This window comes from Mesorhizobium sp. CA6 (assembly GCF_020165035.1).
Classification (GTDB): Bacteria; Pseudomonadota; Alphaproteobacteria; order Rhizobiales; family Rhizobiaceae; genus Mesorhizobium.
The window spans coordinates 1-25,783 of record NZ_JAIUHI010000009.1; the positions used below are offsets into that span (position 1 = coordinate 1).

Genomic DNA, 25,783 nt, shown 5'->3' on the forward strand with positions numbered 1-25,783 from the left:
CGGCCCGCGCCGCGCCAGAACAAGGAATTGACGCATGAACGGACAGAATATCCGCATCCGCCTTAAGGCGTTTGACCACCGGGTGCTCGACGCCTCGACGCGCGAAATCGTGTCGACCGCCAAGCGCACCGGCGCCAACGTCCGCGGCCCAATCCCGCTGCCGACGCGGATCGAAAAATTCACGGTCAACCGGTCGCCCCACGTCGACAAGAAGAGCCGCGAACAGTTCGAGATGCGCACGCACAAGCGGCTGCTCGACATCGTCGATCCGACCCCGCAGACGGTCGATGCTTTGATGAAGCTCGATCTGGCCGCCGGTGTCGACGTCGAGATCAAGCTCTAAGGGAATGAGAGAGCGGTAAGGGGCGGTGCCCCTGGCCCGGAACTCTAAAGGAATTGAACCGATGCGTTCAGGTGTGATTGCAAAGAAGGTGGGAATGACCCGCATCTATAACGATGCTGGCGAACACGTTCCCGTCACCGTTCTCCAGATGGAGAACTGCCAGGTCGTGGCCCAGCGCACGCAGGAGAAGAACGGCTACACCGCCGTCCAGCTCGGCGTTGGCCTTGCCAAGGTGAAGAACACGTCGAAGGCGATGCGCGGCCATTTCGCCGCCGCTTCCGTCGAGCCGAAGGCCAAGGTCGCCGAGTTCCGCGTCTCCGCCGACAACATGATCGACGTCGGCGCCGAGCTGACCGTCGAGCATTTCGTCGCCGGCCAGAAGGTGGACGTCACCGGCACCTCGACCGGCAAGGGTTTCCAGGGCGTGATCAAGCGGCACCACATGGGTGGTGGCCGCGCCACGCACGGTAACTCGGTCTCGCACCGCACGCACGGCTCGACCGGCCAGCGCCAGGACCCCGGCAAGGTGTTCAAGGGCAAGAAGATGGCCGGCCACATGGGCGACACCCGCGTCACCACGCAGAATGTCGAGGTCGTCTCGACCGATGCCGATCGCGGCCTGATCCTGATCCGCGGCGCGGTGCCCGGCGTCAAGGGCGCCTGGATCCTGGTTCGGGACGCCGCCAAGGTTGCGCTGCCGGCCAATGCGCCGAAGCCGGCCGCGATCCGCGCCGCTGCCGCCAAGAACGAAGCCCCGGCCACTGAGGGAGCCGAATAATGGATCTCAAGATCACAACGCTGGGCGGCAAGGACGCCGGCAAGGTGGAACTCTCCGAGGAGATTTTCGGCCTTGACCCGCGCGAGGACATCCTGCAGCGCGTCGTGCGCTGGCAACTCGCCAAGAAGCAGCAGGGCACGCACAAGGCCAAGGGCCGCGCCGAAATCGCGCGCACCGGCGCCAAGATGTACAAGCAGAAGGGTACGGGCCGCGCCCGTCACCACTCGGCTCGCGCTCCGCAGTTCCGAGGCGGCGGCAAGGCACACGGCCCGGTCGTTCGCAGCCATGAGCACGAGCTGCCGAAGAAGGTCCGTGCGCTTGGCCTCAAGCACGCTCTCTCGGCCAAGGCCAAGAGCGCTTCGCTGATCATCGTCGACGAGCTGAAGCTCACCGAAGCCAAGACCAAGGCGCTGGTGGCGAATTTCGAGACGCTGGGGCTGACCAACGCCCTGGTCATCGGTGGCGCCGAGCTTGACCAGAACTTCAAGCTGGCCGCGACCAACATTCCGAACATCGACGTGCTGCCCATCCAGGGCATCAACGTCTACGACATTCTGCGCCGCGGCACGCTGGTCCTTTCGAAGGCCGCCGTCGAGGCTCTCGAGGAGCGCTTTAAATGACCGACCTCCGTCACTACGACGTGATCGTCTCGCCGGCGATCACCGAAAAGTCGACCATGGCTTCCGAGCAGAACCAGGTCGTCTTCAACGTCGCCAAGAAGGCGTCGAAGCCGGAAATCAAGGCTGCCGTGGAGGCTCTCTTCGGCGTCAAGGTGACGGCTGTGAACACGCTCGTCCGCAAGGGCAAGATCAAGCGCTTCCGCGGCACCGTTGGCCGCCAGGGCGACGTCAAGAAGGCGGTTGTGACGCTGGCCGACGGCCAGTCGATCGACGTCGCGACGGGTCTCTGAGCAAGGCCGCGAGGACAGGACAATGGCACTTAAGAAATTTAACCCGGTAACGCCGAGCACCCGCCAGCTGGTCATCGTCGACCGCTCGGGCCTCTACAAGGGCAAGCCCGTCAAGGGCCTGACCGAAGGCCTGACCAAGTCGGGCGGCCGCAACAACTACGGCCGCATCACGGCCCGCTTCATCGGCGGCGGTCACAAGCGTTCGTACCGCATTATCGACTTCAAGCGTAAGAAGTACGACGTCGTCGGCACGGTCGAGCGCATCGAATACGATCCGAACCGCACCGCCTTCATCGCGCTGATCAAGTATGACGACGGCGAGCTGTCCTACATCCTGGCCCCGCAGCGTCTTGCTGCCGGCGACAAGATCGTGGCCGGCGAAGCGGTCGACGTGAAGCCGGGCAACGCGATGCCGCTGGCCTCGATGCCGGTCGGCACGATCGTCCACAACATCGAGCTGAAGCCGGGCAAGGGCGGCCAGGTCGCCCGTTCGGCTGGCGGTTACGCCCAGCTCGTCGGCCGCGACCAGGGCATGGCGATCCTGCGCCTCAACTCGGGCGAGCAGCGTGTCGTGCACGGCTCCTGCATGGCCACCGTCGGCGCCGTGTCGAACCCCGACCACGGCAACATCAACGACGGCAAGGCCGGTCGCACCGTGTGGCGCGGCAAGCGCCCGCACAATCGCGGCGTGGCCATGAACCCGGTCGACCATCCGCATGGCGGCGGCGAAGGCCGCACCTCGGGTGGCCGTCATCCGGTTTCGCCCTGGGGCAAGCCGACCAAGGGCAAGAAGACGCGGTCCAACAAGGCGACCGACAAGTTCATCCTGCGCTCGCGTCATCAGCGCAAGAGCTAAGAAGAGGTAACGCCAAGTGACTCGTTCGATTTGGAAAGGCCCCTTTATCGACGGCTACCTTCTCAAGAAGGTGGACAAGGTTCGTGAAGGCGGTCGCAATGAGGTGATCAAGATGTGGAGCCGTCGCTCCACCATCCTGCCGCAGTTCGTCGGCTTCACCTTCGGTGTCTACAACGGCCAGAAGCACGTTCCCGTCTCGGTGAACGAGGACATGGTCGGCCACAAGTTCGGTGAATTCGCTCCGACCCGGACCTATTACGGTCACGGCGCGGATAAGAAGGCGAAGAGGAAATAATCATGGGCAAGGCCAAAGCTCCGCGCAGGCTTGCTGATAACGAGGCGCGTGCCGTTCTGCGCACGATCCGCATCAGCCCGCAGAAGCTCAACCTGGTTGCCGCGCTGATCCGCGGCAAGAAGGTCGCGACAGCGCTTTCCGATCTCGAATTCTCGGCCAAGCGGATTTCCGGCACGGTCAAGAAGACGCTGGAATCGGCGATCGCCAATGCGGAAAACAATCACGACCTCGACGTCGACGCTCTGATCGTGGCGGAAGCCTATGTCGGCAAGTCGATCGTCATGAAGCGTTTCCACGCTCGTGGCCGCGGCCGCGCCAGCCGTATCGAAAAGCCGTTCTCGCACCTCACGATCGTCGTTCGTGAAGTCGAGGAAAAAGGGGAGGCCGCATAATGGGCCAGAAAGTCAATCCGATCGGGCTGCGTCTCGGCATCAACCGTACCTGGGATTCGCGCTGGTTCGCGAACACCGGCGAATACGGCCAGCTGCTGCACGAAGACCTCAAGATCCGCAAGTATCTCGAGAAGGAACTCAAGCAGGCCGCGATTTCGAAAGTCGTGATCGAGCGCCCGCACAAGAAGTGCCGCGTCACCATCCACGCCGCGCGTCCGGGCCTCATCATCGGCAAGAAGGGCGCCGACATCGAGAAGCTTCGCAAGAAGCTGACCGAGATGACGAAGTCCGAAACGCACCTCAACATCGTTGAAGTGCGCAAGCCGGAAATCGACGCCACGCTGGTCGCCCAGTCGATCGCCCAGCAGCTCGAGCGCCGCATCGCGTTCCGCCGCGCCATGAAGCGTGCCGTTCAGTCAGCCATGCGTCTCGGCGCCGAAGGCATCCGCATCAACTGCTCCGGCCGTCTCGGCGGCGCCGAGATCGCGCGCATGGAGTGGTACCGCGAAGGCCGCGTGCCGCTGCATACGCTGCGCGCCGACGTCGACTACGGCACGGCCGAGGCGAACACGGCCTACGGCATCTGCGGCGTCAAGGTGTGGGTGTTCAAGGGCGAGATCCTCGAGCATGACCCGATGGCTTCCGAGCGCCGTGCAACCGAAGGCGATGCCGCGCATGGCGGCGGCGGTGCTGGCGGTGAGCGCGAACGCGGCCGCCGTCGCGAGAACGCCTGAGACATTTGAGAATTTGGAGTTAGAACGATGCTGCAGCCAAAGCGCACAAAGTTCCGCAAGCAGTTCAAGGGCCGTATCCACGGTGCCGCCAAGGGCGGCACCAACCTGGATTTCGGCGGTTTCGGGCTGAAGGCGCTTGAGCCGAACCGCGTCACCGCGCGCGAGATCGAGGCGGCCCGCCGCGCGATCACCCGCGAGATGAAGCGCGCCGGCCGCGTCTGGATCCGGGTGTTCCCGGACCTGCCGGTCACCTCGAAGCCGACCGAAGTCCGCATGGGTAAGGGCAAGGGCGCCGTCGACTACTGGGCGGCGCGCGTCAAGCCCGGCCGTATCATGTTCGAGATCGACGGCGTCAGCGAGGAGACCGCTCGTGAAGCGCTGCGTCTCGGCGCCGCCAAGCTCTCGGTCAAGACGCGCTTCGTGCAGCGCATCGCAGAATAAGGACAGGCGATCATGAAAGCCGAAGATATCCGGACCAAGACCCAGGATCAGCTGACCGACGACCTGGCCGCTCTCAAGAAGGAGCAGTTCAACCTGCGCTTCCAGAAGGCCACCGGCCAGCTCGAAAAGACCGCGCGCGTGAAGCAGGTCCGCAAGGACATCGCGCGCATCAAGACCATCGCCGCGGAAAAAGCCGCGGCCAAGAAGGGTTAAGACCATGCCAAAGCGCATCCTGCAGGGCACCGTCGTCAGCGACAAGAACGAGAAGACGGTCGTGGTCAAGGTCGAGCGTCGCTTCACGCATCCCGTGATGAAGAAGACCGTGCGCATGACCAAGAAGTACAAGGCGCACGACGAGAACAACGCCCACAAGGTCGGCGACCAGGTGTTCATCCAGGAATCGAAGCCGATTTCCAAGGACAAGCGCTGGGTTGTCGTCTCTTCGGATCAGGCTTGATCCGGGCGAACGAACCGAATTTTGGACAGACCGGGGAGGGGTGAAGAACCCGTCCCGTTAGAAAAGAAGAAGGCGGCCAGTCATGATTCAGATGCAAACAAACCTCGACGTCGCGGATAATTCCGGCGCCCGTCGTGTCATGTGCATCAAGGTGCTGGGCGGCTCGAAGCGGAAATACGCCTCCGTCGGCGACATCATCGTGGTGTCGATCAAGGAAGCCATTCCGCGCGGCCGCGTTAAGAAGGGCGATGTGATGAAGGCGGTCGTGGTTCGCACGGCCAAGGACATCCGCCGCCCGGACGGCAGCGTGATCCGTTTCGACAAGAACGCGGCCGTTCTCGTCGACAATAAGAAAGAGCCGATCGGCACCCGTATCTTCGGACCGGTTCCGCGCGAATTGCGCGCCAAGAACCACATGAAGATCATCTCGCTCGCGCCTGAAGTGCTGTAAGGAGCCGGACCAATGCAAAAGATCAAAAAAGGCGACAAGGTCGTCGTGCTTGCCGGCAAGGACAAGGGCCGTTCGGGCGAAGTCCTGTCGGTGCAGCCGAAGGAAGACACCGCGGTCGTCCGCGGCGTGAACCTCATTCGCCGTCACCAGAAGCAGACCCAGTCGCAAGAGGCCGGGATCATCACCAAGGAAGCGCCGATCCACCTGTCGAATATCGCGCTGGCCGACCCCAAGGACGGCAAGCCGACCCGCGTCGGCTTCACCATCCAGAAGGATGGCAAGAAGGTGCGCGTCGCCAAGCGTTCGGGAGAAGTCATCAATGGCTAAGGCTGAAACCAAGCAGGCAACTGCCAAGAACGAGCCGCGCCTCAAGAAGGTCTACAACGAGATCATCCGCAAGGCGATGCAGGAGCAGTTCGGCTACGACAATGACATGCAGGTTCCGCGCATCGACAAGATCGTGCTGAACATGGGTGTCGGCGAAGCAACCGCAGACTCCAAGAAGCCCTCGGTCGCGGCCGAGGATCTCGCGCTGATCGCCGGCCAGAAGGCCGTCGTCACCCGCGCCCGCAACTCGATTGCCGGCTTCAAGGTGCGCGAGAACATGCCGATCGGCGCCAAGGTCACGCTGCGCAAGGAACGCATGTACGAGTTCCTCGACCGCCTGGTGAACATCGCGCTGCCGCGCGTTCGCGACTTCCGCGGACTGAACCCGAAGAGCTTTGACGGCCGTGGCAACTATGCCATGGGCATCAAGGAACACATCGTGTTCCCGGAGATCAACTACGACAAGGTTGATCAGGTCTGGGGCATGGACGTCATCGTTTGTACGACGGCGAAGACGGACGACGAGGCAAGAGCGCTGCTCAAGGCCTTCAACTTCCCCTTCCGCCAGTAACGGCAGCGAAAAAGGAAACATCTGAAATGGCAAAGACCAGCTCAGTCGAGAAGAACAACCGGCGCCGCAAGCTCGCCGACCAGTACGCCGCCAAGCGCACGGCGCTCAAGGCCATCATCATGGATCAGTCCAAGCCGATGGAAGAGCGTTTCCGCGCCCAGTTGAAGCTTTCGGCGCTGCCGCGCAACTCGGCCAAGATCCGCATCCGCAATCGCTGCGAGGTGACGGGCCGTCCGCGCGCCTACTATCGCAAGCTGAAGCTTTCGCGTATCGCGCTTCGCGATCTGGGCAATACCGGCCAGATCCCGGGCCTTGTCAAGTCGAGCTGGTAAGGAGACACTGAGATGTCATTGAGCGATCCTCTCGGCGATATGCTGACCCGCATCCGCAACGCCTATGGCCGCAAGAAGTCGAGCGTTTCGACCCCGGCCTCGCGTCTGCGTGCCCGCGTCCTCGAAGTGCTGAAGTCGGAAGGCTATATCCGCGACTACAGCCAGACCGACTTCGAAAACGGCAAGTCGGAAATCGAGATCGAGCTGAAATATTTCGACGGCGCCCCGGTTGTGCGCGAGATCGAGCGCGTCTCGAAGCCTGGCCGTCGCGTCTATGTCTCGGCCAAGTCGATCCCGCACGTCGCCAACGGCCTCGGCATCGCCATCCTTTCGACGCCGAAGGGCGTCATGGCCGACCATGAAGCGCGCGAGCAGAATGTCGGCGGCGAAATCCTCTGCCAGATCTTCTGATCGGCCAAGAGATTGATGAATGGGCTTCGGTTCTCGGGATCGCGCCCGGGAACTGGAACCTGAAACGAAAGAAGTGACGAGGACAACAAAATGTCTCGTATCGGAAAGAAACCCGTTTCGCTGCCGCAAGGCGTGACCGCGTCCGTCAACGGCCAGACCGTGACGGCGAAGGGCCCCAAGGGCGAGCTGAAGTTCGTGGTGAACGACGAAGTGCTGGTGAAGATGGAGAACAACGAGATCTCCGTCGAGCCGCGCGACCAGACCAAGACCGCCCGCTCCAAGTGGGGCATGTCGCGCACGCAGATCGTCAACATCCTGCAGGGCGTGAAGGACGGCTTCGAGAAGAAGCTCGAGATCACCGGCGTCGGCTATCGCGCGGCGTTGCAGGGCAAAAACCTGCAGCTGGCGCTCGGCTTCAGCCACGACGTGGTCTATCAGACGCCGCAGGGCATCACCATCACGGTGCCGAAGCCGACCGAAATCACGGTCTCCGGCATCGACAAGCAACAGGTCGGCCAGGTCGCAGCCGAGATCCGCGAATATCGCGGTCCCGAGCCCTATAAGGGCAAGGGCGTGCGCTATGCCGACGAGCGCATCGTGCGCAAGGAAGGCAAGAAGAAGTAATAGGCCTGGCCCCGAGAAGTTGCAGACTTTTCGAAAAGGGCCAAGCCGCAGAAGTGTAACGCCGCGGGGAGCGGCCGCGGGAGCCTTGGCCTACCGCACAGGGTTGCCCCCGTTTTCTGAAGGCAAGGAACTGACATTATGGCAAGCCCCAAAGAAACCATCCAGCGCCGCGCGCAGCGCGTGCGCCGCCAGCTGAAGAAGGTCGCCGGCGAGCGTCCGAGGCTTTCGGTGCACCGCACCTCGAAGAACATCTACGTCCAGGTGATCGACGACGCCAACGGCCACACGCTGGCCGCCGCCTCGACGCTCGAGAAGGACCTCAAGGGTTCGCTCAAGACCGGCGCCGACACCGCAGCCGCGACCGCGGTCGGCAAGCTGATCGCCGAGCGTGCCGCCAAGGCCGGCGTCAAGGAAGTCGTCTTCGACCGCGGCCCGTACATCTATCACGGCCGCGTCAAGGCGCTGGCCGAGGCTGCCCGCGAAGGCGGTCTCAGCTTCTAATGCTTGATCCCGAACCGAGAGGTCCGCGCAGCGAAAAGTTGCAGACTTTTCGGACAAGATCATGCAAAGGAAAAGTTCGCCGCCGGCGACCCTAAAGCGGCGTCGGCAAACAGCAACCCGTGCTTCCGGAAAAGAACAAGGAACAGGATATGGCACAGGAACGTAGAGAAGGCGGCCGCGGCCGCGAGCGCGAAGAGCGTGACGACGGCATGGTGGACAAGCTCGTCCACATCAACCGCGTCGCCAAGGTGGTGAAGGGCGGCCGTCGTTTCGGTTTTGCCGCTCTCGTCGTCGTCGGCGACCAGAAGGGCCGCGTCGGCTTCGGCCACGGCAAGGCGCGCGAAGTGCCGGAAGCGATCCGCAAGGCGACCGAGTCGGCCAAGCGCGACATGATCTTCGTGCCGCTGCGTTCGGGCCGCACGCTGCATCACGACGTCGAGGGCCGCTGGGGCGCCGGACGCGTTCTGCTGCGCGCCGCCAAGCAAGGTACCGGCATCATCGCCGGCGGTCCGATGCGCGCCGTCTTCGAGACGCTCGGCATGCATGACGTGGTCGCCAAGTCGATGGGTTCGTCGAACCCCTACAACATGGTTCGCGCCACCTTCGACGCGCTGAAGAGCCAGATGCATCCGAAGGATGTGGCTGCCGCGCGCGGCATCAAGTACTCGACCCTTCAGGCCCGCCGCGGCACCGCCGTTGCGGCTGAAGAATAGTCGACGCTGACCAGGGATTTCGACCATGGCCAAGAAAGCTACCAAGACCATCACCGTCGAGCAGATCGGCTCTCCGATCCGCCGGCCGAAGGAGCAGCGCGCGACGCTGGTCGGCCTCGGCCTGAACAAGATGCACAAGCGGCGCACGCTGGAAGATACCCCTTCGGTGCGCGGCATGATCGCCGCCGTCCAGCACCTCGTCCGCGTCGTGGACGAGGCCTGAACGGAAGGGCAGGAGAAGAAACATGAAACTCAACGATCTGCGTGACAAGGACGGCGCGACGCACTCCAAGAAGCGTCTCGGCCGCGGCATCGGTTCCGGCTCGGGCAAGACCGCCGGTCGCGGCGTCAAGGGCCAGAAGGCCCGCTCTGGCGTTGCCATCAACGGCTTCGAGGGTGGCCAGATGCCGCTCTATCGGCGCCTGCCGAAGCGCGGCTTCAATAACATCTTCGCCAAGAGCTTCACTGTCGTGTCGCTGGCCTGCATCCAGGCTGCTGTCGATGCCAAGAAGCTCGACGCCAAGGCGACCGTGACGGCCGAGGCCCTGGTTGCCGCCGGCGTCATCCGCCGCGCCAAGGACGGCGTGCGCGTGCTCTCCGACGGCGAACTCAAGGCCAAGCTGTCCTTCGACGTCGCTGGCGCCTCCAAGGCTGCGATCGAGAAGATCGAGAAGGCCGGCGGTTCGGTGAAGCTGCCGGAAGCGGCCGCCGCCGAGTAACGGCGATTTGAAGCGCGGCCGACCGGGATGACTTCGCATATTCCGTCGAACCGCGCTTTGACCGGATGAATTGGGCGGCCGCGTCAACGCGGCCGCTTGCATGTTTACGGTCCCGAGCTTATCTCGTGAGCTTCGGTGACACGCGCCGCCTGAGCTGCGGCATCGAGCGCGACGTAGAAATCAAAGAAGTAGAGCATGATGTCGTCCGAAAACCGCTCCACATTTTTCGGCATCGTGCTCTAGCGGAGAATCAGGCATGGCCTCGGCTGCTGAACAACTAGCCTCCAATCTGAATTTCGCGGCCTTCGCCAAGGCCGAGGATCTCAAGAAGCGCATCTGGTTCACCATCGGCGCGCTGCTCGTCTACCGCCTCGGCACCTATATCCCGCTTCCCGGCATCAACCCCGATGCTTTCGCCCAGGCCTTCTCCTCGCAGAGCAAGGGCGTGCTCGGCATGTTCAACATGTTCGCCGGCGGCGCCGTGCAGCGCATGGCGATCTTCGCGCTGGGCATCATGCCCTACATCTCCGCCTCCATCATCATGCAGCTGATGACCTCGGTCATCCCGTCGCTGGAAACGCTGAAGAAGGAAGGCGAGCAGGGCCGCAAGATCATCAACCAGTACACGCGCTACGGCACCGTGCTCCTGGCGCTGATCCAGGCCTACGGCATTTCGATCGGCCTCGAGGGCGGCAACGGTATCGTCAACGATCCCGGCATGTTCTTCCGCATCTCGACAGTCGTCACGCTCGTCGGCGGCACCATGTTCCTGATGTGGCTCGGCGAGCAGATCACCGCGCGCGGCATCGGCAACGGCATTTCGCTGATCATCTTCTCCGGCATCGTCGCGGGCCTGCCGCGCGCGATCTCCGGCACGCTGGAACTCGGCCGTACCGGCGCGCTGTCGACGGGCCTCATCCTCGCGATCATCGTGCTGGCCATCATCGTCATTGCGCTCATCGTCTTCTTCGAACGCGCGCAGCGGCGCCTGCTCATCCAGTATCCGAAGCGCCAGGTCGGCAATCGCATGTTCCAGGGCGATACCTCGCATTTGCCGCTGAAGCTCAACACCTCCGGCGTCATCCCGCCGATCTTCGCGTCCTCGCTGCTGCTTCTGCCGGCGACCGTGGCGGGCTTCTCGCAGGCGACCAACCTGCCGGCCTGGGCAAGCACGATTCTCGCCTCGCTCGGCCACGGCCAGCCGCTCTACATGATCTTCTATGCGGGCATGATCATCTTCTTCGCCTTCTTCTACACGGCGATCGTCTTCAACCCGAAGGACACAGCCGACCAGCTCAAGAAGCACTCCGGCTTCATCCCGGGCTATCGGCCGGGCGAGCGCACCGCCGACTACATCGACTATGTTCTGACGCGCATTACCGTCATCGGCGCCATTTACCTGGTGCTGGTCTGTCTGCTGCCGGAGTTCCTGATTTCGGCGACTGGCGTACCTTTCTACCTCGGTGGCACATCGCTTCTGATCGTGGTCAGTGTCACGCTCGATACGGTGGCGCAGATTCAGGGTCACCTGATCGCGCACCAGTATGAGGGCCTGATCAAGAAGTCGAAGTTGCGCGGGGGGAAGAGGAGCAGATGAGGCTGATTTTGCTTGGGCCGCCAGGAGCGGGCAAGGGGACACAAGCACAAAGACTGGTTGAAAAACACGGCATCCCCCAGCTCTCGACGGGTGACATGCTGCGTGCCGCCGTCCAGGCCGGAACCGAGGTCGGCAAGCGTGCCAAGGCGGTGATGGATGCCGGTGAGCTGGTCTCGGATGCGATCGTCAACGCCATCGTCGCCGAGCGTATCGATCAGCCGGATTGCGCCAAGGGATTCATCCTCGACGGCTATCCGCGCACGCTGGTCCAGGCCGACGCGGTCGAGGCCATGCTTGCCGAACGCGGCATAGCGCTCGACACCGTCATAGAGCTCGTCGTCGACGACAAGGCGCTGGTTGGCCGAATCGTCAAACGCGCCGAGGACGCCAAGGCCGCCGGCCAGCCTGTGCGCAAGGACGACAACCCGGAGGTGTTCGAGGAACGCCTGCGCGAATACTACAAGAAGACGGCGCCGCTGACCGGCTACTACTACGCCAAGGGCAAGCTCAAGACCGTCGACGGCATGGCCAGTATGGATGCCGTGACCGCCGAGATCGGCAAGGTGCTCGCGGCCGCGGTGAAGTAGACCGGGCCGACACTAAAGATAGCGCTTGGCGACAATTAACGATTGCGCTTGACTGGAGTGGGCCGTTGGGGTATGGCGGCCCGTCTTCCTATCAGGCATGGACTTTGCTTGCCCTTGCGGGCAAGGCATCCGCTTTGAACCAGGAAACTCCCGCAAGGGCCGGCCTCCACCGGACGCGGGGCAACTTCGACAGCGCCGGCTCGCCCGGCCCAAATGGAGAAAGAGAAGAAAATGGCTCGTATAGCCGGCGTCAACATTCCGACCAACAAGCGCGTCGTCATCGCGCTTCAGTACATTCACGGCATCGGCAAGAAGTTTGCCCAGGAGATCGTCGACAAGGTCGGCATCCCGGCGGACCGCCGCGTCAACCAGCTGACCGACGCGGAAGTGCTGCAGATCCGCGAGACGATCGACCGCGACTACCAGGTCGAAGGCGACCTGCGCCGCGAAGTCTCGATGAACATCAAGCGGCTCATGGACCTCGGCTGCTACCGCGGCCTGCGTCATCGCCGCTCGCTGCCGGTCCGCGGCCAGCGCACGCATACCAACGCCCGCACCCGCAAGGGCCCGGCCAAGGCGATCGCCGGCAAGAAGAAGTAATTGAGCGAATAGCGAGTAGCGGTTAGCGAGTAGGGGACCCTATTCGCTATTCCCTACTCACTACTCGCTTTTCCAAGGTGGAGCCGCTGGCATTACGGCGGTGTAGAGATCAACTGAAAGGAATACCATGGCCAAGGAAGCCGCTCGTGTTCGCCGTCGCGAACGCAAGAACATTTCGTCGGGCGTTGCCCACGTCAATTCGACCTTCAACAACACCATGATCACCATCACCGACGCGCAGGGCAATTCGATCGCCTGGTCGTCGGCCGGTGCCCAGGGTTTCAAGGGTTCGCGCAAGTCGACCCCGTTCGCAGCCCAGATGGCTGCCGAGGACGTCGCCAAGAAGGCGCAGGAACACGGCATGCGCATGCTCGAGGTCGAGGTCTGCGGACCCGGCTCCGGTCGTGAATCGGCGCTCCGCGCGCTGCAGGCGGCGGGCTTCACCATCACCTCGATCCGTGACGTGACGCCGATCCCGCACAATGGCTGCCGCCCGCGCAAGAAGCGCCGCGTCTGATTTTTAAACGCCGCGCGAACGCCAAGGCGATCCTCCGCGGTTTTCCGTGTCGCCCGCCACGATTGGATGGTGGCGGGGCAAAGGAAGGAAGACTTTTATGATCCAGAAAAACTGGCAGGAACTGATCAAGCCGAACAAGATCGAGTTCTCGTCGAAGAAGAAGACGCTGACCACGCTGGTGGCCGAGCCGCTCGAACGCGGCTTTGGCCTGACGCTGGGCAACGCGCTGCGGCGTGTGCTTCTGTCTTCGCTGCGCGGCGCGGCTGTCACCGCCGTGCAGATCGACGGCGTGCTGCACGAATTCTCGTCCATCGCCGGCGTGCGCGAGGACGTGACCGACATCGTGCTCAACATCAAGGAAATCGCCATCCGCATGGAAGGCGATGGCCCCAAGCGCATGGTCGTGCGCAAGCAGGGCCCGGGCGCCGTGCTCGCCGGCGACATCCAGACGGTCGGCGACGTCGAAATCCTCAACCCCGACCACGTGATCTGCACGCTGGACGAGGGCGCCGAGATCCGCATGGAGTTCACCGTCGACACCGGCAAGGGCTATGTGCCGGCCGAGCGCAACCGCGCCGAGGACGCGCCGATCGGGCTGATCCCGGTCGACAGCCTCTATTCGCCGGTCAAGAAGGTCTCCTACAAGGTCGAGAATACCCGCGAGGGCCAGGTTCTCGACTATGACAAGCTGACCATGACGATCGAGACCAACGGCTCGATTTCGGGCGAGGACGCGGTCGCTTTCGCCGCCCGCATCCTGCAGGACCAGCTTGGCCTGTTCGTCAACTTCGACGAGCCGCAGAAGGAAGTCGCCACCGAGGCCGTCACCGAGCTCGCCTTCAACCCGGCGCTGCTCAAGAAGGTCGACGAGCTCGAGCTTTCGGTGCGTTCGGCCAACTGCCTGAAGAACGACAACATCGTCTACATCGGCGACCTGATCCAGAAGACCGAAGCCGAGATGCTGCGCACCCCGAACTTCGGCCGCAAGTCGCTGAACGAGATCAAGGAAGTGCTGGCGGCCATGGGCCTCCATCTCGGCATGGAAGTGCCGGACTGGCCGCCGGAAAACATCGAAGACCTCGCCAAGCGTTACGAAGACCAATATTGAGCATGAATTCCAAGGATCGGCGGCGAGAGCCGCTCGATCCGACGGTCATGCGGAAAACCATCAGAGGCCGTGGCCTCTTGAACAACTGAAGAAGGAAAAGAGCCATGCGCCACGGTTTCAAAGGCCGTCGTTTCGCCCGCAGCATCAGCCACCGCAAGTCGATGTTCGCCAATCTCGCCGTGTCGCTGATCGAGCACGAGCAGATCGTCACCACCTTGCCGAAGGCGAAGGACCTGCGTCCGATCGTCGAGAAGCTGGTGACGCTCGGCAAGCGCGGCGACCTGCACGCCCGCCGCCAGGTGATCGCGCAGATCGGCAATGAAGGCGTCGTCAAGCGACTGTTCGAGACCATCGCCCCGCGCTACGCCACCCGCAATGGCGGCTATCTGCGCATCATGAAGGCGGGCTTCCGCAAGGGCGACAACGCCGCGATGGCGGTGATCGAATTCGTCGATCGCGATACCTCGGCCAAGGGCGCCGCCGACCGCGCCCGCATAGAGGCTGAGGGCGCCAACGAGGAAGCCGCGGCCGCCTGAGGTCGCTGTTTCGTCAATGACTTCGAGGGGCCTACGGGCCCCTTTTGCATTTGGAGCAGGTTTGAGCGGGTGAGCGGAATTTCACGCCCAGGCTCAAGCTTTTGCGCGACAAGTGTCGCATTTGTGTGCATTAGCCTTTCATTCTGCACATTCGTCGAGACAATGGCGCCCTATCTGGAGGGATTCGAGAATGCACCTCAAACGACTGTTTCTTGTTGCCGCGCTGGCGGTCTTCGCCGCGGCACCGGCCGCAAGACAGGCTTTTGCCGAGGACGCCGCCAAGCCGGCCGATCCGGGCCTCTCCGACGTGCTGACCGATCTGTTGCATGGCGTCGAAGGCGAGAACGGCACGTCCGGCCCCGACAAGCGCGTGCCGTTCGGCCGCGAGGAGGTGCAGCTCTCCTTCGCGCCGCTGGTCAAGCAGACGGCGCCGGCCGTCGTGAATGTCTATGCCTCGCAGACCGCAAAGGTGACGTCACCTTTCGAAGGCGATCCCTTCTTCGAGGAGTTCTTCGGCCGTGCCCAGCCGCGCGCCCAGTCCTCGCTGGGTTCCGGCGTGCTGGTCGATCCGAGCGGCGTGATCGTCACCAACTTCCACGTCATCAAAGATGCTGACGAGGTGAAGGTCGCGACCGCCGACGGGCGCGAGTTCACCTCAAAGGTCATGCTCAAGGACGAGACACTCGATCTCGCGGTGCTCAAGATCTCGGCCGACAAGCCGTTTCCGGTGATTGCCATCGGCGATTCCGACGCGCTTGAGGTCGGCGACCTTGTGCTCGCCATCGGCAATCCGTTCGGTGTCGGCCAGACCACCACCAGCGGCATTGTCTCGGCGCTCGCCCGCAGCCATATCGGCGTTTCGGATTCGGGCTATTTCATCCAGACCGATGCCGCCATCAATCCCGGAAACTCCGGCGGCGCCCTGATCAACATGGGCGGCCAGCTGGTCGGCATCAACACGGCCATCTACAGCCGCAGCGGCGGTTCGATCGGCATCGGCTTCGCCATTCCTTCGAACATGGTGCGCGCCTTCGCCGACGCCGCCAAGGCCGGGCTCGACTTCTTCGAGCGTCCCTATATCGGAGCGGAATTCGAACTGGTGACGCCGCAGATCGCAGAGTCGCTCGGCATGGAGAAACCCACCGGCGCATTGGTGTCGTCCGTGGACGCCACCGGGCCTGCTGGCAAGGCCGGCCTGAAGCCTGGCGACGTCATCCTGTCGCTCAACAACACGCCGGTCGAAAGCATCGAGGCGCTCGACTACCGCATGGCGACGCTGTCGATCGGCACCAAGGCGACCTTCGCCGTGCTGAGCAAGGGGCAGCAGGCGACGTTGGAGATTCCGCTGGAGCGCGCGCCGGAAGGCGCCAAGCCTAGCGAGGTCACCTTGCGTGGCCGCAGTCCCTTTTCCGGCGCCAAGGTGGCGGAACTGTCACCCAGGCTTGCCCAGCGGCTTGGCCTTCGCACCGATCTCAAGGGCGTCACCGTCATCGATATCAGCCGCGATTCGCCGGCCGCCGATTTCGGTTTCCAGCCGGGCGACATCGTGCGCGAGGTGAACGGCACCACCATCGAGACCGCGGCGACACTGGCGCAGGTTGCCCAGCAGGACACGCGCTGGTGGCGCTTTACCGTCGAGCGCGGCGGGCAGATACTGCGCCAGGTGTTGCGTTATTGAGGCGATCTGCCCATTTAGAGCATGATCATGATCCCGAACCGAAGGCCGGCGTAGCAAGAAGTGGGAGCCGGCGTTCGGATAAGATGGTGCTCGCAAAAGAGCGGAATCGCGTTTCAACCAAAAGACTTGCATGGCAGATCTGTTCAGTTCCGATGAGCCGGAGAAGGCGCCGCCCGGGCGGCCGCTGGCCGATCGGTTGCGCCCGAAAAACCTCGGCGAGGTCGTCGGGCAGGAGCATCTGACCGGCCCTGACGGCGCGCTGACCAGGTTGATCGATTCGGGTTCGCTCGGCTCGATGATTTTCTGGGGTCCGCCCGGCACCGGCAAGACGACGGTGGCGCGGCTGCTCGCCGGCGAGACCAATCTCGCCTTCGAGCAGATCTCTGCTGTGTTTTCCGGTGTCGCGGATCTCAAGAAAGTGTTCGAGGCGGCCAAGCTCAGGCGCTCCAATGGCCGCCAGACGCTGCTCTTCGTCGACGAGATCCATCGCTTCAACCGCGCCCAGCAGGACGGGTTTTTGCCGGTGATGGAAGACGGCACCGTAGTGCTGGTCGGCGCCACGACGGAGAACCCGTCCTTCGAATTGAATGCCGCGCTTTTGTCCCGCGCGCGCGTGCTGGTGTTCCGTTCGCTGGGTGAGGACAGCATCGCCAAGCTTCTGGCCCGGGCGGAAGAAACAGAGGGCAGGGCGCTGCCGCTCGACGAAGAAGCGCGCGCCATGCTGATCCGCATGGCGGATGGCGACGGCCGCGCCTCGCTGACGCTGGCTGAGGAAGTCTGGCGCGCCGCCAAGAAAGGCGAGGTGTTCGGGCCAGAAGGCCTGCAGCGCGTCATCCAGCGCCGTGCGCCCATCTACGACAAGGGCCAGGACGGCCATTACAATCTGATCTCGGCGCTACACAAATCGGTGCGCGGCTCCGATCCGGATGCCGCGCTTTATTACCTCGCCCGCATGTTCGATGCCGGCGAGGATCCGCTCTATCTCGGCCGCCGGCTCGTGCGCATGGCGGTGGAGGATATCGGACTCGCCGACCCACAGGCGCTTGTCGTGGCCAATGCGGCCAAGGACGCCTATGACTATCTAGGCTCGCCAGAGGGCGAGCTCGCCTTTGCCCAGGCCGCCGTTTATCTCGCCACGGCGCCGAAATCGAACGCGGTCTACACTGCCTTCAAGGCCGCGACCGCGGCAGCCAAGGAGTTCGGCTCGCTGCTGCCGCCCAAGCACATCCTCAACGCGCCGACCAAGCTGATGAAGCAGGAGGATTACGGCGCCGGCTATCGCTACGACCATGACGAGCCGGAGGCGTTTTCAGGCCAGGACTATTTTCCGGAGAAGATGGGCCGGCGCACTTTCTACGATCCGCCGGAACGCGGTTTCGAGCGCGATATCCGCAAGCGGCTGGAATACTGGGCGAAGCTGCGAAGCGAACGGAACAGCTGAGTTACGCGGCCCGGCGGTCGGCACGCTTCGACGCGAAGCCGCGTTGTGGTGGACCACACTGCTGCGGCATTGTGCCGGGAAACAAAAAATCCTATCAAGACGCACGGCTGGCGGGGGTCGCCGTGATGTTGTCCCATGGAACAGGATCGCGCTCCCGCGCGAATGACAATGACAAAGCAAACCGTCAAGACGCTCCGCAAGGCCGCCATCGCCGTTGTAGTTCTTGCGCTCGCCTTCTACTTCATTCCGATCCTGACCACCATCTGGGTCGTCTGCGGCCTGGTCGATGTCATGCGCAACGACCAGAAGAACCAGAACCTGTTCGAGCGCTACTTCCTCGGCAATGGCCTGTTCACCTGGCTGTTGTCGCCGTTCAATCTGATCGTCGACCTTCTCAGCTACCGCAACCCCGGCGTCTGGAAGCCCGAGCAGTTCCCCGAGGACTATCAGCGCGAGATCAACGAGGTGCTGGGCGTCTTCAAGGCGCGCAAGGACGAGATCATCGCCGATATCGATGCCAATTTTGGCGCCGGCCGCCGCGGCATGTATGTCTACCAGTGGTACGGCAAGCACAAGATCGACAACGTCCCCGAATTCAACAAGGACTACAAATACATTAAGACGATCGCGGTATCCGTTTTCAGCAAGCGCGAATCGACGTCCTGGCATTTCGGTCCGCTCCGGCTCAGCCTGCGCATTCTCTACAATCTGATACCGGTGAAGGCCGAGATCTTCGTCCAGTGCGGCAGCAAGAAGAACTACTGGTACGACAATCCGCTGTTCATCTTCGACGACACCCTGTTCCACCGCTCGGTCAACGAATATGACGGCCGCCGCTACTGCGTCTTCGTCGATATCATCCGGCCGTCTCCGTTTCCCAGGCTGATCGCGGGCCTTCTCGCCATCGTCTCCGTCAGCGTGGAGCGTATCAATTCGGTCTTCTACAAGAACTGGAAGATGATCGGCTCGTCGAAGCCGAAGGCGGCCGCCAACTGACCACGGCGGAACCTCGCCTCGATCCGCCTTAAACCAACGTCCAATGGCGCGGACGAACCGCGACCTTTAGGACTCCAGCGCGGCTCCAGGACACGCGTAGCGATTTTTCGTCGGGAATTGCGCAAGATCAAATACGCGTTCCGGCCGGCGTTCTATCGAAAGCTGACCCGCAACTGGTAGCGGAATAGTCTACCGAGCATGATGACTGAGCGGCAGGAGGTTCCGCTCACCGGGAGGATTAGGTTGATTGGACGGCAGCCAGCCGTGCACGCGGACCAGGTCCAGGCCTCGGTCGCCAAGAGCGACGCAGCCCACTCGGCGGTCGTCGCTTCGTGGCGGCGGTCCCTCCAATTGCACGGCCTGGACCCCGCAGCACGCACGGCGCCGCGGCGGCTGACCGAAGGCGAGCTCAGGCTCACGAGGCAGCGCATGGAGCGGTTGATCCGCGCGGCCGAACCCAGCCTCAATCGGCTCTATCTCGCCGTGGGCGGCGTCGGCTGCTGCGTCATGCTGGCGGATCGAGACGGCATCCCGGTCGAGCGACGGGGCGCCGTCGCGGACGACGAGACATTCGATCAATGGGGCCTGTGGACCGGCACCGTCTGGAGCGAGGACAGCGAAGGTACCAACGGCATCGGCACCTGCATCGCCGACCAGCGCGCTCTGACCATCCACCGCGATCAGCATTTCTTCTCCCGCAACACGCTGCTGAGCTGCACCACGGCTCCGGTCTATGACCATGAAGGCAATCTGGCGGCGGCGCTCGATGTCTCGTCCTGCCGGTCGGACCTGACCGAGGGCTTTGTCCAGCTCATCGCGGTCGCCGTCGGCGACGCCGCGCGCCGGATCGAAGCGGAAAATTTCCGCATGGTGTTTTCGGATGCCCGCATCTTGCTCGCACCTGTCACCGAGCGCAGCGCCGGTGCGCTGATAGCGGTCGATTCGGATGATCTTGTGATCGGCGCGACGCGCTCTGCCCGTCTTGGTCTCGGCATAACGCGGGAAGCGCTGGCGAGAGGACTGCTTGCCGCCGATATTCTCGGCGACTGCGCAAAGACCGCTGAGGATTTGGACGATGCCGAACGTGGTGTGGTTCAGCGGGCGCTGGCGCGCGCCGGCGGCAACGTCTCGGCCGCCGCGCAGAACCTCGGCATCTCCCGCGCCACCCTGCATCGCAAGCTCGCCCGCTTCGACATTCGCCGCCCGCATTGATTGCGGCCCCACTGTCGCAGTTCTGCGACAGTCGGGCGCCACGATCATCCAGCCCCGGGCTGACAAGCCAACGCCGATCCGCAACCCTTCCTCCCATAGCGCCGCATCCCGCGGCGTGCTCATTGGGAGGCAATGATGAACAAGGTGGAATTCTCGCGCGCGGCCAAGGTTCCTTTCGCCAAGCGCTACGACAACTTTATCGGCGGCAAGTGGGCGGCGCCGCTCTCCGGCAGATATTTCGAAAACATCTCGCCGGTCACCGGCCGGCCGCTCTGCGAAATCGCCCGGTCGGACGCAAATGACATCGAGGCCGCGCTTGATGCAGCCCACAAAGCCAAGGACGCCTGGGGCAAGACCAGCCCCGCGGCCCGCGCGCTGATCCTCAACCGCATCGCAGATCGCATGGAAGACAATCTCGACCTGCTGGCGCTCGCCGAGACCTGGGACAATGGCAAGCCGATCCGCGAGACGACCGCCGCCGACCTGCCTCTGGCCATCGACCATTTCCGCTATTTCGCCGGCGTGCTGCGCAGCCAGGAAGGCTCGATCTCCGAAATCGACCACGACACCGTCGCCTACCACTTCCATGAGCCGCTCGGTGTCGTCGGCCAGATCATTCCGTGGAACTTCCCGCTGCTGATGGCGGTGTGGAAGGTGGCGCCGGCGCTCGCCGCCGGCAATTGCGTGGTGCTGAAGCCCGCCGAGCAGACACCCGCCACGATCATGCTGTGGGCCGACCTCATCGGTGACCTCTTGCCCGAAGGCGTGCTCAACATCGTCAACGGCTTCGGCCTTGAGGCCGGCAAGCCGCTCGCCTCGTCGAACCGCATTGCCAAGATCGCTTTCACCGGCGAGACCACCACCGGCCGCCTGATCTCGGAATATGCCAGCCGGAACCTCATTCCGGTGACGCTTGAGCTTGGCGGCAAGTCGCCCAACATCTTCTTCCAGGATGTGACGGCCGAAGACGACGATTTCTTCGACAAGGCGATCGAGGGCTTCGTCATGTTCGCGCTCAACCAGGGCGAGGTCTGCACGTGCCCCAGCCGCGCGCTGGTGCATGAGAAGATCTACGACAAGTTCATCGAGCGCGCGCTGAAGCGTGTCGAGGCGATCGTCCAGGGCGATCCGCTCGATCCCGCCACCATGATCGGCGCGCAGGCCTCGAGCGAGCAGCTGGAAAAGATCCTGTCCTACTTCGACATCGGCCGCCAGGAAGGCGCCGAAGTCTTGACCGGCGGCGAGCGGAACTATCTGCCGGGCGATCTCGCCGGCGGCTACTACGTCAAGCCGACAGTGTTCAAGGGCAACAACAAGATGCGCATCTTCCAGGAGGAGATCTTTGGACCCGTCGTGTCCGTGACGACCTTCAAGGACGATGACGAGGCGCTGTCGATCGCCAACGACACGCTCTACGGCCTCGGCGCCGGTATCTGGAGCCGCGACGCGAACCGCTGCTACCGCTTCGGCCGCGCCATCCAGGCCGGGCGTGTCTGGACCAACTGCTATCACGCCTATCCGGCGCATGCCGCCTTCGGCGGCTATAAGCAGTCCGGCATCGGCCGCGAGACGCACAAGATGATGCTCGACCACTATCAGCAGACCAAGAACATGCTGGTCAGCTACAGCCCGAAGAAGCTCGGCTTCTTCTGATCCTCCCAGGGCGAAGAGGAGGGCGCGGCCCACCCGCGTCCTCCCGTCAGTCGAGGAGGATTTGATGGATAAGCTTTCATTGAGCAAGGTGTCGGCCACGCCGGAGGCCGAGGCGCTGCTTGCCGAGATCATCGCCGATCACGGCCCGGTTCTGTTCCATCAGTCCGGCGGCTGCTGCGACGGCTCCTCGCCGATGTGCTACCCGCGTGGCGAGTTCATGATCGGCGACAATGACGTGAAATTGGGCGAAATCGGCGATACGCCGGTCTATATCAGTGCCTCGCAATATGAGGCGTGGAAGCACACCGATCTCATCATCGATGTGGTGAAGGGCAGGGGCGGGATGTTCTCGCTCGACAATGGCCGCGAGAAGCGCTTTCTGACGCGCTCGACGGTCTGCGCGGTGCTTACGCCTTCGGGCGATTGATCAGACGACGTTTGGGGTAATTATCGCGCTTTGTTGGGCCTTTGGCTCGCAACCTGTCCGCCTTAGTGCTATGGCGCCGCTTTCGAATGGAAAAGCAAAGTCATGGCGGGTGTTGAACAGATCACGGTTGAGGCCGGCGAGGCGGGCATGCGGCTCGACCGCTGGTTCAAGGTCCATTATCCGGGCCTAGGCTTCGGCCATCTGCAGAAGTTGCTTCGGTCGGGGCAAATCCGCGTCGATGGCGGCCGGGTGAAGGCCGACACGCGTGTCGAGCCCGGCCAGTCTGTCCGCGTTCCGCCGCTCGATGTCGATAAGAAGGGCGATGCGCCGCTCACCGGCCACTCGATCCGCAACCAGGGCGATGCCGACGTGCTCGCCAAGATGCTTCTGCATGAGGACCCGAAAGTCTTCGTCTTCAACAAGCCGGCGGGGCTCGCCGTGCAGGGCGGCTCAGGCGTCACCCGCAATGTCGACGACATGCTGGAGGCCTGGCGCAACAAGAAGGGCGAGAAGCCGCGCCTCGTCCATCGCCTCGACCGCGACACGTCCGGCGTGCTGGTGGTTGCCCGCACCCGTCTTGCGGCGATGAAGCTTTCGGAAGCGTTCCGCGCGCGCGAGACCAAGAAAACCTACTGGGCGCTTGTCAAGGGCGTGCCGCCCAAGCGCGAGGACAAGATCTCGACCTGGCTCATCAAGGAGCCCACGGAAGATGGCGACCGCGTGCGCGTAGCCGCGCATGGCGAGAAGGGCGCCGACCACGCCGTCTCCTACTACCGTGTCATCGAGCAGGCGGCGCAGACGATGACCTGGCTGGAGATGGAGCCCTATACCGGCCGCACGCACCAGCTTCGCGTTCACGCCGCCTACATAGGTTGCCCGATCATCGGCGATCCCAAATATTTCGAGGCCGATACCAACTGGGATTTCCCGGGTGGCATTCAAAACCGCCTGCACCTGCATGCGCGCCGCATCATCATCCCGCATCCGGACCACGGCGTCATCGACGTCACGGCGCCGATGCCGCCGCATATGCGCCAGAGCTGGAACCTGATCGGCTTCGACGACCAGAGCGCGGAAGACTGACTTGGCTGTCGCCCCCGCATTGGACAGACGCGATGCAGTCGATATGGCCGCCGCCGCCATCATGGTCGGGCTGACCTTTTCCTGGGGGCTGAACTACGTCGCCGCCAAAGTCTCCTATGCAGGCTACGACCCTGTCTTCGTCTCGATCGCACGGTCGCTCATCGGGGGAGCCTGCGTGTTCGCCTGGTGCCGGCTGCGCGGCATCAAGCTCTTCGAAGCGGATCGGACGCTGGCCGCCGGCATCGTCGTCGGCGTGCTCTTCGGCGTCGAGTTCCTGTGTCTCTATATCGGCCTCGAATACACGACCGTTGCCCGCAACACGCTCTTGGTCAACACCATGCCGTTCTGGGTGCTGATCGGCGGCCATTTCCTGCTTGGCGAGCGCATCAATGCGCGCAAGCTCGGTGGCCTTGTTCTCGCCTTCTGCGGCCTGGCGGCGGTCTTCTCCGACGGCATCACTGCCGGCAGCGGCGCGACACTGACCGGCGATCTGCTCAGTCTCGGCTCGGGCATTCTCTGGGCGGCGACCAGCATTGTCATCAAACGATCGAGGCTGGTCGACACGCGCGCGGAGAAACTGCTGCTCTATCAGCTGGCCGGCGCCGCCATCGTCGGCGTCCTGGTGATGCCTTTCGCCGGTCCGCCCATCCGCGCGCTTGCCGTCATGCCGACACTGGCGCTGCTGTTCCAGTCTTTCTATATCGTCGCGTTCACCTATGTGTTGTGGTTCTGGCTGCTCACGCGCTATCCGGCGGCCGGCTTGTCGAGCTTCGCGTTTCTGTCGCCGGTGTTCGGCGTCCTATGCGGCGCGGTGCTGTTGGGCGAGCTGCCGACGACCAGGATTTTCCTGGCGCTCGGCCTGATTACCGCCGGGCTAATCATCGTCAATCGCCCGGCGCGCAGACAACCCGCACCATAGATCAGCTCGCGGAACGGCAAGCTGCCCTATCTCTTTGTGTTGACGCGATTGCGGACGCAAAACCGCTTCACACTTTTCCTGGAATTGCTTTAAGGAGTTCGGAATGCGCGACATCCTCGAAGACCTCGAAGCCGGTAAGCTGCTTTCAGATCCCGATCCTGTGCGCCGCGCCCAGATCCAGATGAAGACGCCGCTGCCGAAGCGTTTCTACCAGGCTGTTTCGGTGACTCCCGTCGAGAATGGCTTTGCCGTTCATCTCGACGGCCGCCCCGTGCGCACGCCGGGCAAGGCTGTGATGGTGCTACCGACCGAAAAGGCTGCAGCACTTGTGGCCGCTGAATTCAGCGCGCAAGGCGAAGTCATCGATCCCGTGACGATGCCGGTCATGCGGCTGGTGAACACCGCCATCGACGGCGTCGCCTCCGATCCGCAGGCGGTGCTGGAGGATATCCTGCGCTTCGCCTCGTCCGATCTTCTTTGCTACCGCGCCGACGGCCCGCAAGGCCTGGTCGATCGCCAGAACAAGCATTGGGACCCGGTGCTGGACTGGGCGCGGGGCCATCTCGGCGCACGCTTCAACCTTGCCGAAGGCGTCGTCCATGTCGAGCAGCCGCGCGAGACAATCGCGGTCCTCGGCGCGCATCTTGGCCAGCGCTCGGAACCGATGCGGCTGGCCGCCATCCATGTCATGACCGCGCTGACCGGCTCGGCGCTGCTGGCCTTGGCCGTCGATTTCGGCGAGCTCGACGGCGAGGAAGCCTGGGAGGCCGGCCATGTCGACGAGGACTGGCAGATCGAGCATTGGGGCCAGGATGCGGAGGCCTTGGCGCGCCGCTTGGCGCGCAAGCGCGACATGATGGCGGCGGTCAGCCTGCTCGAGGCGCTGCAGGGCTAAAGTAACTTCAGGAACGCCGCACAACGGGTTCCGTTCAGAATACCGCTTGGCCACTGACAGCTATCCGGCAACCGATCCTATGCTATTATTCGCCGCGCAATCGGGGGGCGGCAATGTCAGACTTTCGGAATGCGGTAACCTCAATGCCGGGCAGGGAGCGCCTGGCTAAAGCGCCCCATGGCGCAAAAGTTGTAATCCATGCCACTGCCGCCGAGACGAACGGCGCATTCGGGATGTGGGAAACTTTCACCCCACCCGGGAAAGGCCCGGCCTCTCACACTCACACCCGAGAGACCGAGGTTTTTCGGGTGATACGCGGGATCTATCGTTTCCAATGTGGTGACGAGGAATTCGATGCCCCTCCAGGCGCCGTCGTTGTTTTGCCTCCTCACGTGCGTCACAGTTGGCGAAACATTGGCGACGAGCCCGGGCAGATGTTCGCAATAGTGACGCCGGGTGGCTTCGAGCAACTCTTCATGGAGATAGAGGCCTCTGGCGCCGACGCGCCCGACGAGATCGCATTGATTGAAGCACGCCTTGGGATAATCAACGACGAGACGGTGGCGATCAATCGCTGACGCTTGGCCATGCATCTTGAGAAACGCTTCCTTTCCAAGAAGACACATTCGATCGGCGATATTTGCGGCCCGGTGCCGGAAATGATCCGCTCCAAGTGCTG

The 25,783-nt window shown here is 63.2% G+C and carries 37 protein-coding genes; all 37 read left to right on the top strand.

What is annotated here, in order from left to right; genetic code table 11:
• The first annotated feature begins 34 nt into the window (after nucleotides 1-34).
• The 37 genes from rpsJ (at nucleotide 35) to LB526_RS15115 (ending at nucleotide 25,682) form a co-directional block, all read left to right on the top strand.
• Nucleotides 35-343 carry a 30S ribosomal protein S10 gene (rpsJ, locus tag LB526_RS14935; RefSeq protein WP_006205468.1) on the top strand — a complete coding sequence of 103 codons (309 nt, stop codon included), beginning with the start codon at nucleotides 35-37 and terminating at the stop codon, nucleotides 341-343.
• Nucleotides 344-404: 61 nt separating this feature from the next.
• Nucleotides 405-1,121, top strand: a complete 717-nt coding sequence (rplC, locus tag LB526_RS14940) for a 50S ribosomal protein L3 (RefSeq protein WP_095765515.1) — start codon at nucleotides 405-407, stop codon at nucleotides 1,119-1,121.
• The gene (rplD, locus tag LB526_RS14945) at nucleotides 1,121-1,741 is read left to right on the top strand and encodes a 50S ribosomal protein L4 (protein WP_095765514.1); all 621 of its coding nucleotides are present in this window, start codon (nucleotides 1,121-1,123) and stop codon (nucleotides 1,739-1,741) included. Before rplC ends, rplD begins: the two co-directional genes overlap by 1 nt.
• Nucleotides 1,738-2,031 carry a 50S ribosomal protein L23 gene (locus LB526_RS14950; protein ID WP_040983033.1) on the top strand — a complete coding sequence of 98 codons (294 nt, stop codon included), beginning with the start codon at nucleotides 1,738-1,740 and terminating at the stop codon, nucleotides 2,029-2,031. The genes rplD and LB526_RS14950 overlap by 4 nt, the downstream gene beginning before the upstream one ends.
• Before the next feature lie 22 nt (nucleotides 2,032-2,053).
• Nucleotides 2,054-2,887 carry a 50S ribosomal protein L2 gene (gene rplB, locus LB526_RS14955; protein ID WP_126084116.1) on the top strand — a complete coding sequence of 278 codons (834 nt, stop codon included), beginning with the start codon at nucleotides 2,054-2,056 and terminating at the stop codon, nucleotides 2,885-2,887.
• Nucleotides 2,888-2,903: 16 nt separating this feature from the next.
• Nucleotides 2,904-3,182, top strand: coding sequence for a 30S ribosomal protein S19 (gene rpsS, locus LB526_RS14960; protein WP_006205463.1), 279 nt, complete (start codon nucleotides 2,904-2,906; stop codon nucleotides 3,180-3,182).
• 2 nt (nucleotides 3,183-3,184) lie between these two features.
• Entirely contained in the window at nucleotides 3,185-3,574 is a 390-nt protein-coding gene (gene rplV, locus LB526_RS14965) for a 50S ribosomal protein L22 (RefSeq protein ID WP_006205462.1), read from the top strand.
• The gene (gene rpsC / locus LB526_RS14970) at nucleotides 3,574-4,308 is read left to right on the top strand and encodes a 30S ribosomal protein S3 (RefSeq protein ID WP_095765512.1); all 735 of its coding nucleotides are present in this window, start codon (nucleotides 3,574-3,576) and stop codon (nucleotides 4,306-4,308) included. The genes rplV and rpsC overlap by 1 nt, the downstream gene beginning before the upstream one ends.
• Before the next feature lie 27 nt (nucleotides 4,309-4,335).
• Nucleotides 4,336-4,749, top strand: coding sequence for a 50S ribosomal protein L16 (gene rplP / locus LB526_RS14975; protein WP_095765511.1), 414 nt, complete (start codon nucleotides 4,336-4,338; stop codon nucleotides 4,747-4,749).
• A gap of 12 nt (nucleotides 4,750-4,761) precedes the next feature.
• Entirely contained in the window at nucleotides 4,762-4,962 is a 201-nt protein-coding gene (gene rpmC, locus LB526_RS14980) for a 50S ribosomal protein L29 (protein WP_042642190.1), read from the top strand.
• 4 nt (nucleotides 4,963-4,966) lie between these two features.
• On the top strand, nucleotides 4,967-5,206 hold the full coding sequence (gene rpsQ / locus LB526_RS14985) for a 30S ribosomal protein S17 (RefSeq protein ID WP_023675136.1): 240 nt from the start codon (nucleotides 4,967-4,969) through the stop codon (nucleotides 5,204-5,206).
• 82 nt (nucleotides 5,207-5,288) lie between these two features.
• Complete coding sequence (gene rplN, locus LB526_RS14990; RefSeq protein ID WP_006205457.1) at nucleotides 5,289-5,657, top strand: 50S ribosomal protein L14; 369 nt, start codon at nucleotides 5,289-5,291, stop codon at nucleotides 5,655-5,657.
• 12 nt (nucleotides 5,658-5,669) lie between these two features.
• Nucleotides 5,670-5,984, top strand: coding sequence for a 50S ribosomal protein L24 (gene rplX / locus LB526_RS14995; protein WP_095765510.1), 315 nt, complete (start codon nucleotides 5,670-5,672; stop codon nucleotides 5,982-5,984).
• Nucleotides 5,977-6,555 carry a 50S ribosomal protein L5 gene (gene rplE, locus LB526_RS15000; protein ID WP_224628203.1) on the top strand — a complete coding sequence of 193 codons (579 nt, stop codon included), beginning with the start codon at nucleotides 5,977-5,979 and terminating at the stop codon, nucleotides 6,553-6,555. Before rplX ends, rplE begins: the two co-directional genes overlap by 8 nt.
• A gap of 26 nt (nucleotides 6,556-6,581) precedes the next feature.
• Nucleotides 6,582-6,887, top strand: coding sequence for a 30S ribosomal protein S14 (gene rpsN, locus LB526_RS15005; protein ID WP_042642199.1), 306 nt, complete (start codon nucleotides 6,582-6,584; stop codon nucleotides 6,885-6,887).
• 12 nt (nucleotides 6,888-6,899) lie between these two features.
• On the top strand, nucleotides 6,900-7,298 hold the full coding sequence (gene rpsH / locus LB526_RS15010) for a 30S ribosomal protein S8 (protein WP_066989600.1): 399 nt from the start codon (nucleotides 6,900-6,902) through the stop codon (nucleotides 7,296-7,298).
• A 90-nt stretch (nucleotides 7,299-7,388) separates the two neighbouring features.
• Nucleotides 7,389-7,922 (top strand): 50S ribosomal protein L6, encoded by a 534-nt coding sequence (gene rplF / locus LB526_RS15015; protein ID WP_095765508.1) that lies wholly within the window; start codon nucleotides 7,389-7,391, stop codon nucleotides 7,920-7,922.
• A 138-nt stretch (nucleotides 7,923-8,060) separates the two neighbouring features.
• Complete coding sequence (gene rplR / locus LB526_RS15020; RefSeq protein ID WP_224628206.1) at nucleotides 8,061-8,423, top strand: 50S ribosomal protein L18; 363 nt, start codon at nucleotides 8,061-8,063, stop codon at nucleotides 8,421-8,423.
• Between the two features lie 149 nt (nucleotides 8,424-8,572).
• Entirely contained in the window at nucleotides 8,573-9,136 is a 564-nt protein-coding gene (gene rpsE, locus LB526_RS15025) for a 30S ribosomal protein S5 (RefSeq protein ID WP_032933400.1), read from the top strand.
• A gap of 25 nt (nucleotides 9,137-9,161) precedes the next feature.
• Complete coding sequence (gene rpmD / locus LB526_RS15030; protein ID WP_027170355.1) at nucleotides 9,162-9,359, top strand: 50S ribosomal protein L30; 198 nt, start codon at nucleotides 9,162-9,164, stop codon at nucleotides 9,357-9,359.
• Nucleotides 9,360-9,381: 22 nt separating this feature from the next.
• Nucleotides 9,382-9,855 carry a 50S ribosomal protein L15 gene (rplO, locus tag LB526_RS15035; RefSeq protein ID WP_224628208.1) on the top strand — a complete coding sequence of 158 codons (474 nt, stop codon included), beginning with the start codon at nucleotides 9,382-9,384 and terminating at the stop codon, nucleotides 9,853-9,855.
• A 256-nt stretch (nucleotides 9,856-10,111) separates the two neighbouring features.
• A complete protein-coding gene (secY, locus tag LB526_RS15040; protein ID WP_095765505.1) occupies nucleotides 10,112-11,452 on the top strand; it encodes a preprotein translocase subunit SecY in 1,341 nt (446 codons plus the stop codon).
• Nucleotides 11,449-12,039: an adenylate kinase gene (locus LB526_RS15045; protein ID WP_224628209.1), complete on the top strand. Its 591-nt coding sequence runs from the start codon at nucleotides 11,449-11,451 to the stop codon at nucleotides 12,037-12,039. The genes secY and LB526_RS15045 overlap by 4 nt, the downstream gene beginning before the upstream one ends.
• Before the next feature lie 231 nt (nucleotides 12,040-12,270).
• Nucleotides 12,271-12,639: a 30S ribosomal protein S13 gene (gene rpsM, locus LB526_RS15050; protein ID WP_027170351.1), complete on the top strand. Its 369-nt coding sequence runs from the start codon at nucleotides 12,271-12,273 to the stop codon at nucleotides 12,637-12,639.
• A 127-nt stretch (nucleotides 12,640-12,766) separates the two neighbouring features.
• A complete protein-coding gene (rpsK, locus tag LB526_RS15055) occupies nucleotides 12,767-13,156 on the top strand; it encodes a 30S ribosomal protein S11 (protein WP_006205444.1) in 390 nt (129 codons plus the stop codon).
• A gap of 97 nt (nucleotides 13,157-13,253) precedes the next feature.
• Nucleotides 13,254-14,264 carry a DNA-directed RNA polymerase subunit alpha gene (locus tag LB526_RS15060; protein ID WP_027170350.1) on the top strand — a complete coding sequence of 337 codons (1,011 nt, stop codon included), beginning with the start codon at nucleotides 13,254-13,256 and terminating at the stop codon, nucleotides 14,262-14,264.
• A 104-nt stretch (nucleotides 14,265-14,368) separates the two neighbouring features.
• On the top strand, nucleotides 14,369-14,800 hold the full coding sequence (gene rplQ / locus LB526_RS15065) for a 50S ribosomal protein L17 (RefSeq protein ID WP_140544883.1): 432 nt from the start codon (nucleotides 14,369-14,371) through the stop codon (nucleotides 14,798-14,800).
• A 190-nt stretch (nucleotides 14,801-14,990) separates the two neighbouring features.
• A complete protein-coding gene (locus LB526_RS15070) occupies nucleotides 14,991-16,478 on the top strand; it encodes a DegQ family serine endoprotease (protein ID WP_095765502.1) in 1,488 nt (495 codons plus the stop codon).
• A gap of 130 nt (nucleotides 16,479-16,608) precedes the next feature.
• Nucleotides 16,609-17,919: a replication-associated recombination protein A gene (locus LB526_RS15075; protein WP_224530047.1), complete on the top strand. Its 1,311-nt coding sequence runs from the start codon at nucleotides 16,609-16,611 to the stop codon at nucleotides 17,917-17,919.
• Between the two features lie 168 nt (nucleotides 17,920-18,087).
• Nucleotides 18,088-18,915: an aspartyl/asparaginyl beta-hydroxylase domain-containing protein gene (locus tag LB526_RS15080; RefSeq protein ID WP_224628210.1), complete on the top strand. Its 828-nt coding sequence runs from the start codon at nucleotides 18,088-18,090 to the stop codon at nucleotides 18,913-18,915.
• A 264-nt stretch (nucleotides 18,916-19,179) separates the two neighbouring features.
• A complete protein-coding gene (locus tag LB526_RS15085) occupies nucleotides 19,180-20,127 on the top strand; it encodes a helix-turn-helix domain-containing protein (protein WP_224628211.1) in 948 nt (315 codons plus the stop codon).
• Between the two features lie 135 nt (nucleotides 20,128-20,262).
• Nucleotides 20,263-21,780: an aldehyde dehydrogenase gene (adh, locus tag LB526_RS15090; RefSeq protein WP_224628212.1), complete on the top strand. Its 1,518-nt coding sequence runs from the start codon at nucleotides 20,263-20,265 to the stop codon at nucleotides 21,778-21,780.
• 64 nt (nucleotides 21,781-21,844) lie between these two features.
• A complete protein-coding gene (locus tag LB526_RS15095; protein WP_224628213.1) occupies nucleotides 21,845-22,207 on the top strand; it encodes a DUF779 domain-containing protein in 363 nt (120 codons plus the stop codon).
• A gap of 102 nt (nucleotides 22,208-22,309) precedes the next feature.
• A complete protein-coding gene (locus tag LB526_RS15100) occupies nucleotides 22,310-23,290 on the top strand; it encodes an RluA family pseudouridine synthase (protein WP_140847581.1) in 981 nt (326 codons plus the stop codon).
• 43 nt (nucleotides 23,291-23,333) lie between these two features.
• A complete protein-coding gene (locus LB526_RS15105) occupies nucleotides 23,334-24,209 on the top strand; it encodes a DMT family transporter (RefSeq protein WP_224628476.1) in 876 nt (291 codons plus the stop codon).
• 103 nt (nucleotides 24,210-24,312) lie between these two features.
• Nucleotides 24,313-25,104, top strand: coding sequence for an ATP12 family chaperone protein (locus tag LB526_RS15110; protein WP_224628214.1), 792 nt, complete (start codon nucleotides 24,313-24,315; stop codon nucleotides 25,102-25,104).
• 113 nt (nucleotides 25,105-25,217) lie between these two features.
• Nucleotides 25,218-25,682 (top strand): cupin domain-containing protein, encoded by a 465-nt coding sequence (locus LB526_RS15115; RefSeq protein WP_095765494.1) that lies wholly within the window; start codon nucleotides 25,218-25,220, stop codon nucleotides 25,680-25,682.
• The last annotated feature ends 101 nt before the right edge of the window (nucleotides 25,683-25,783 follow it).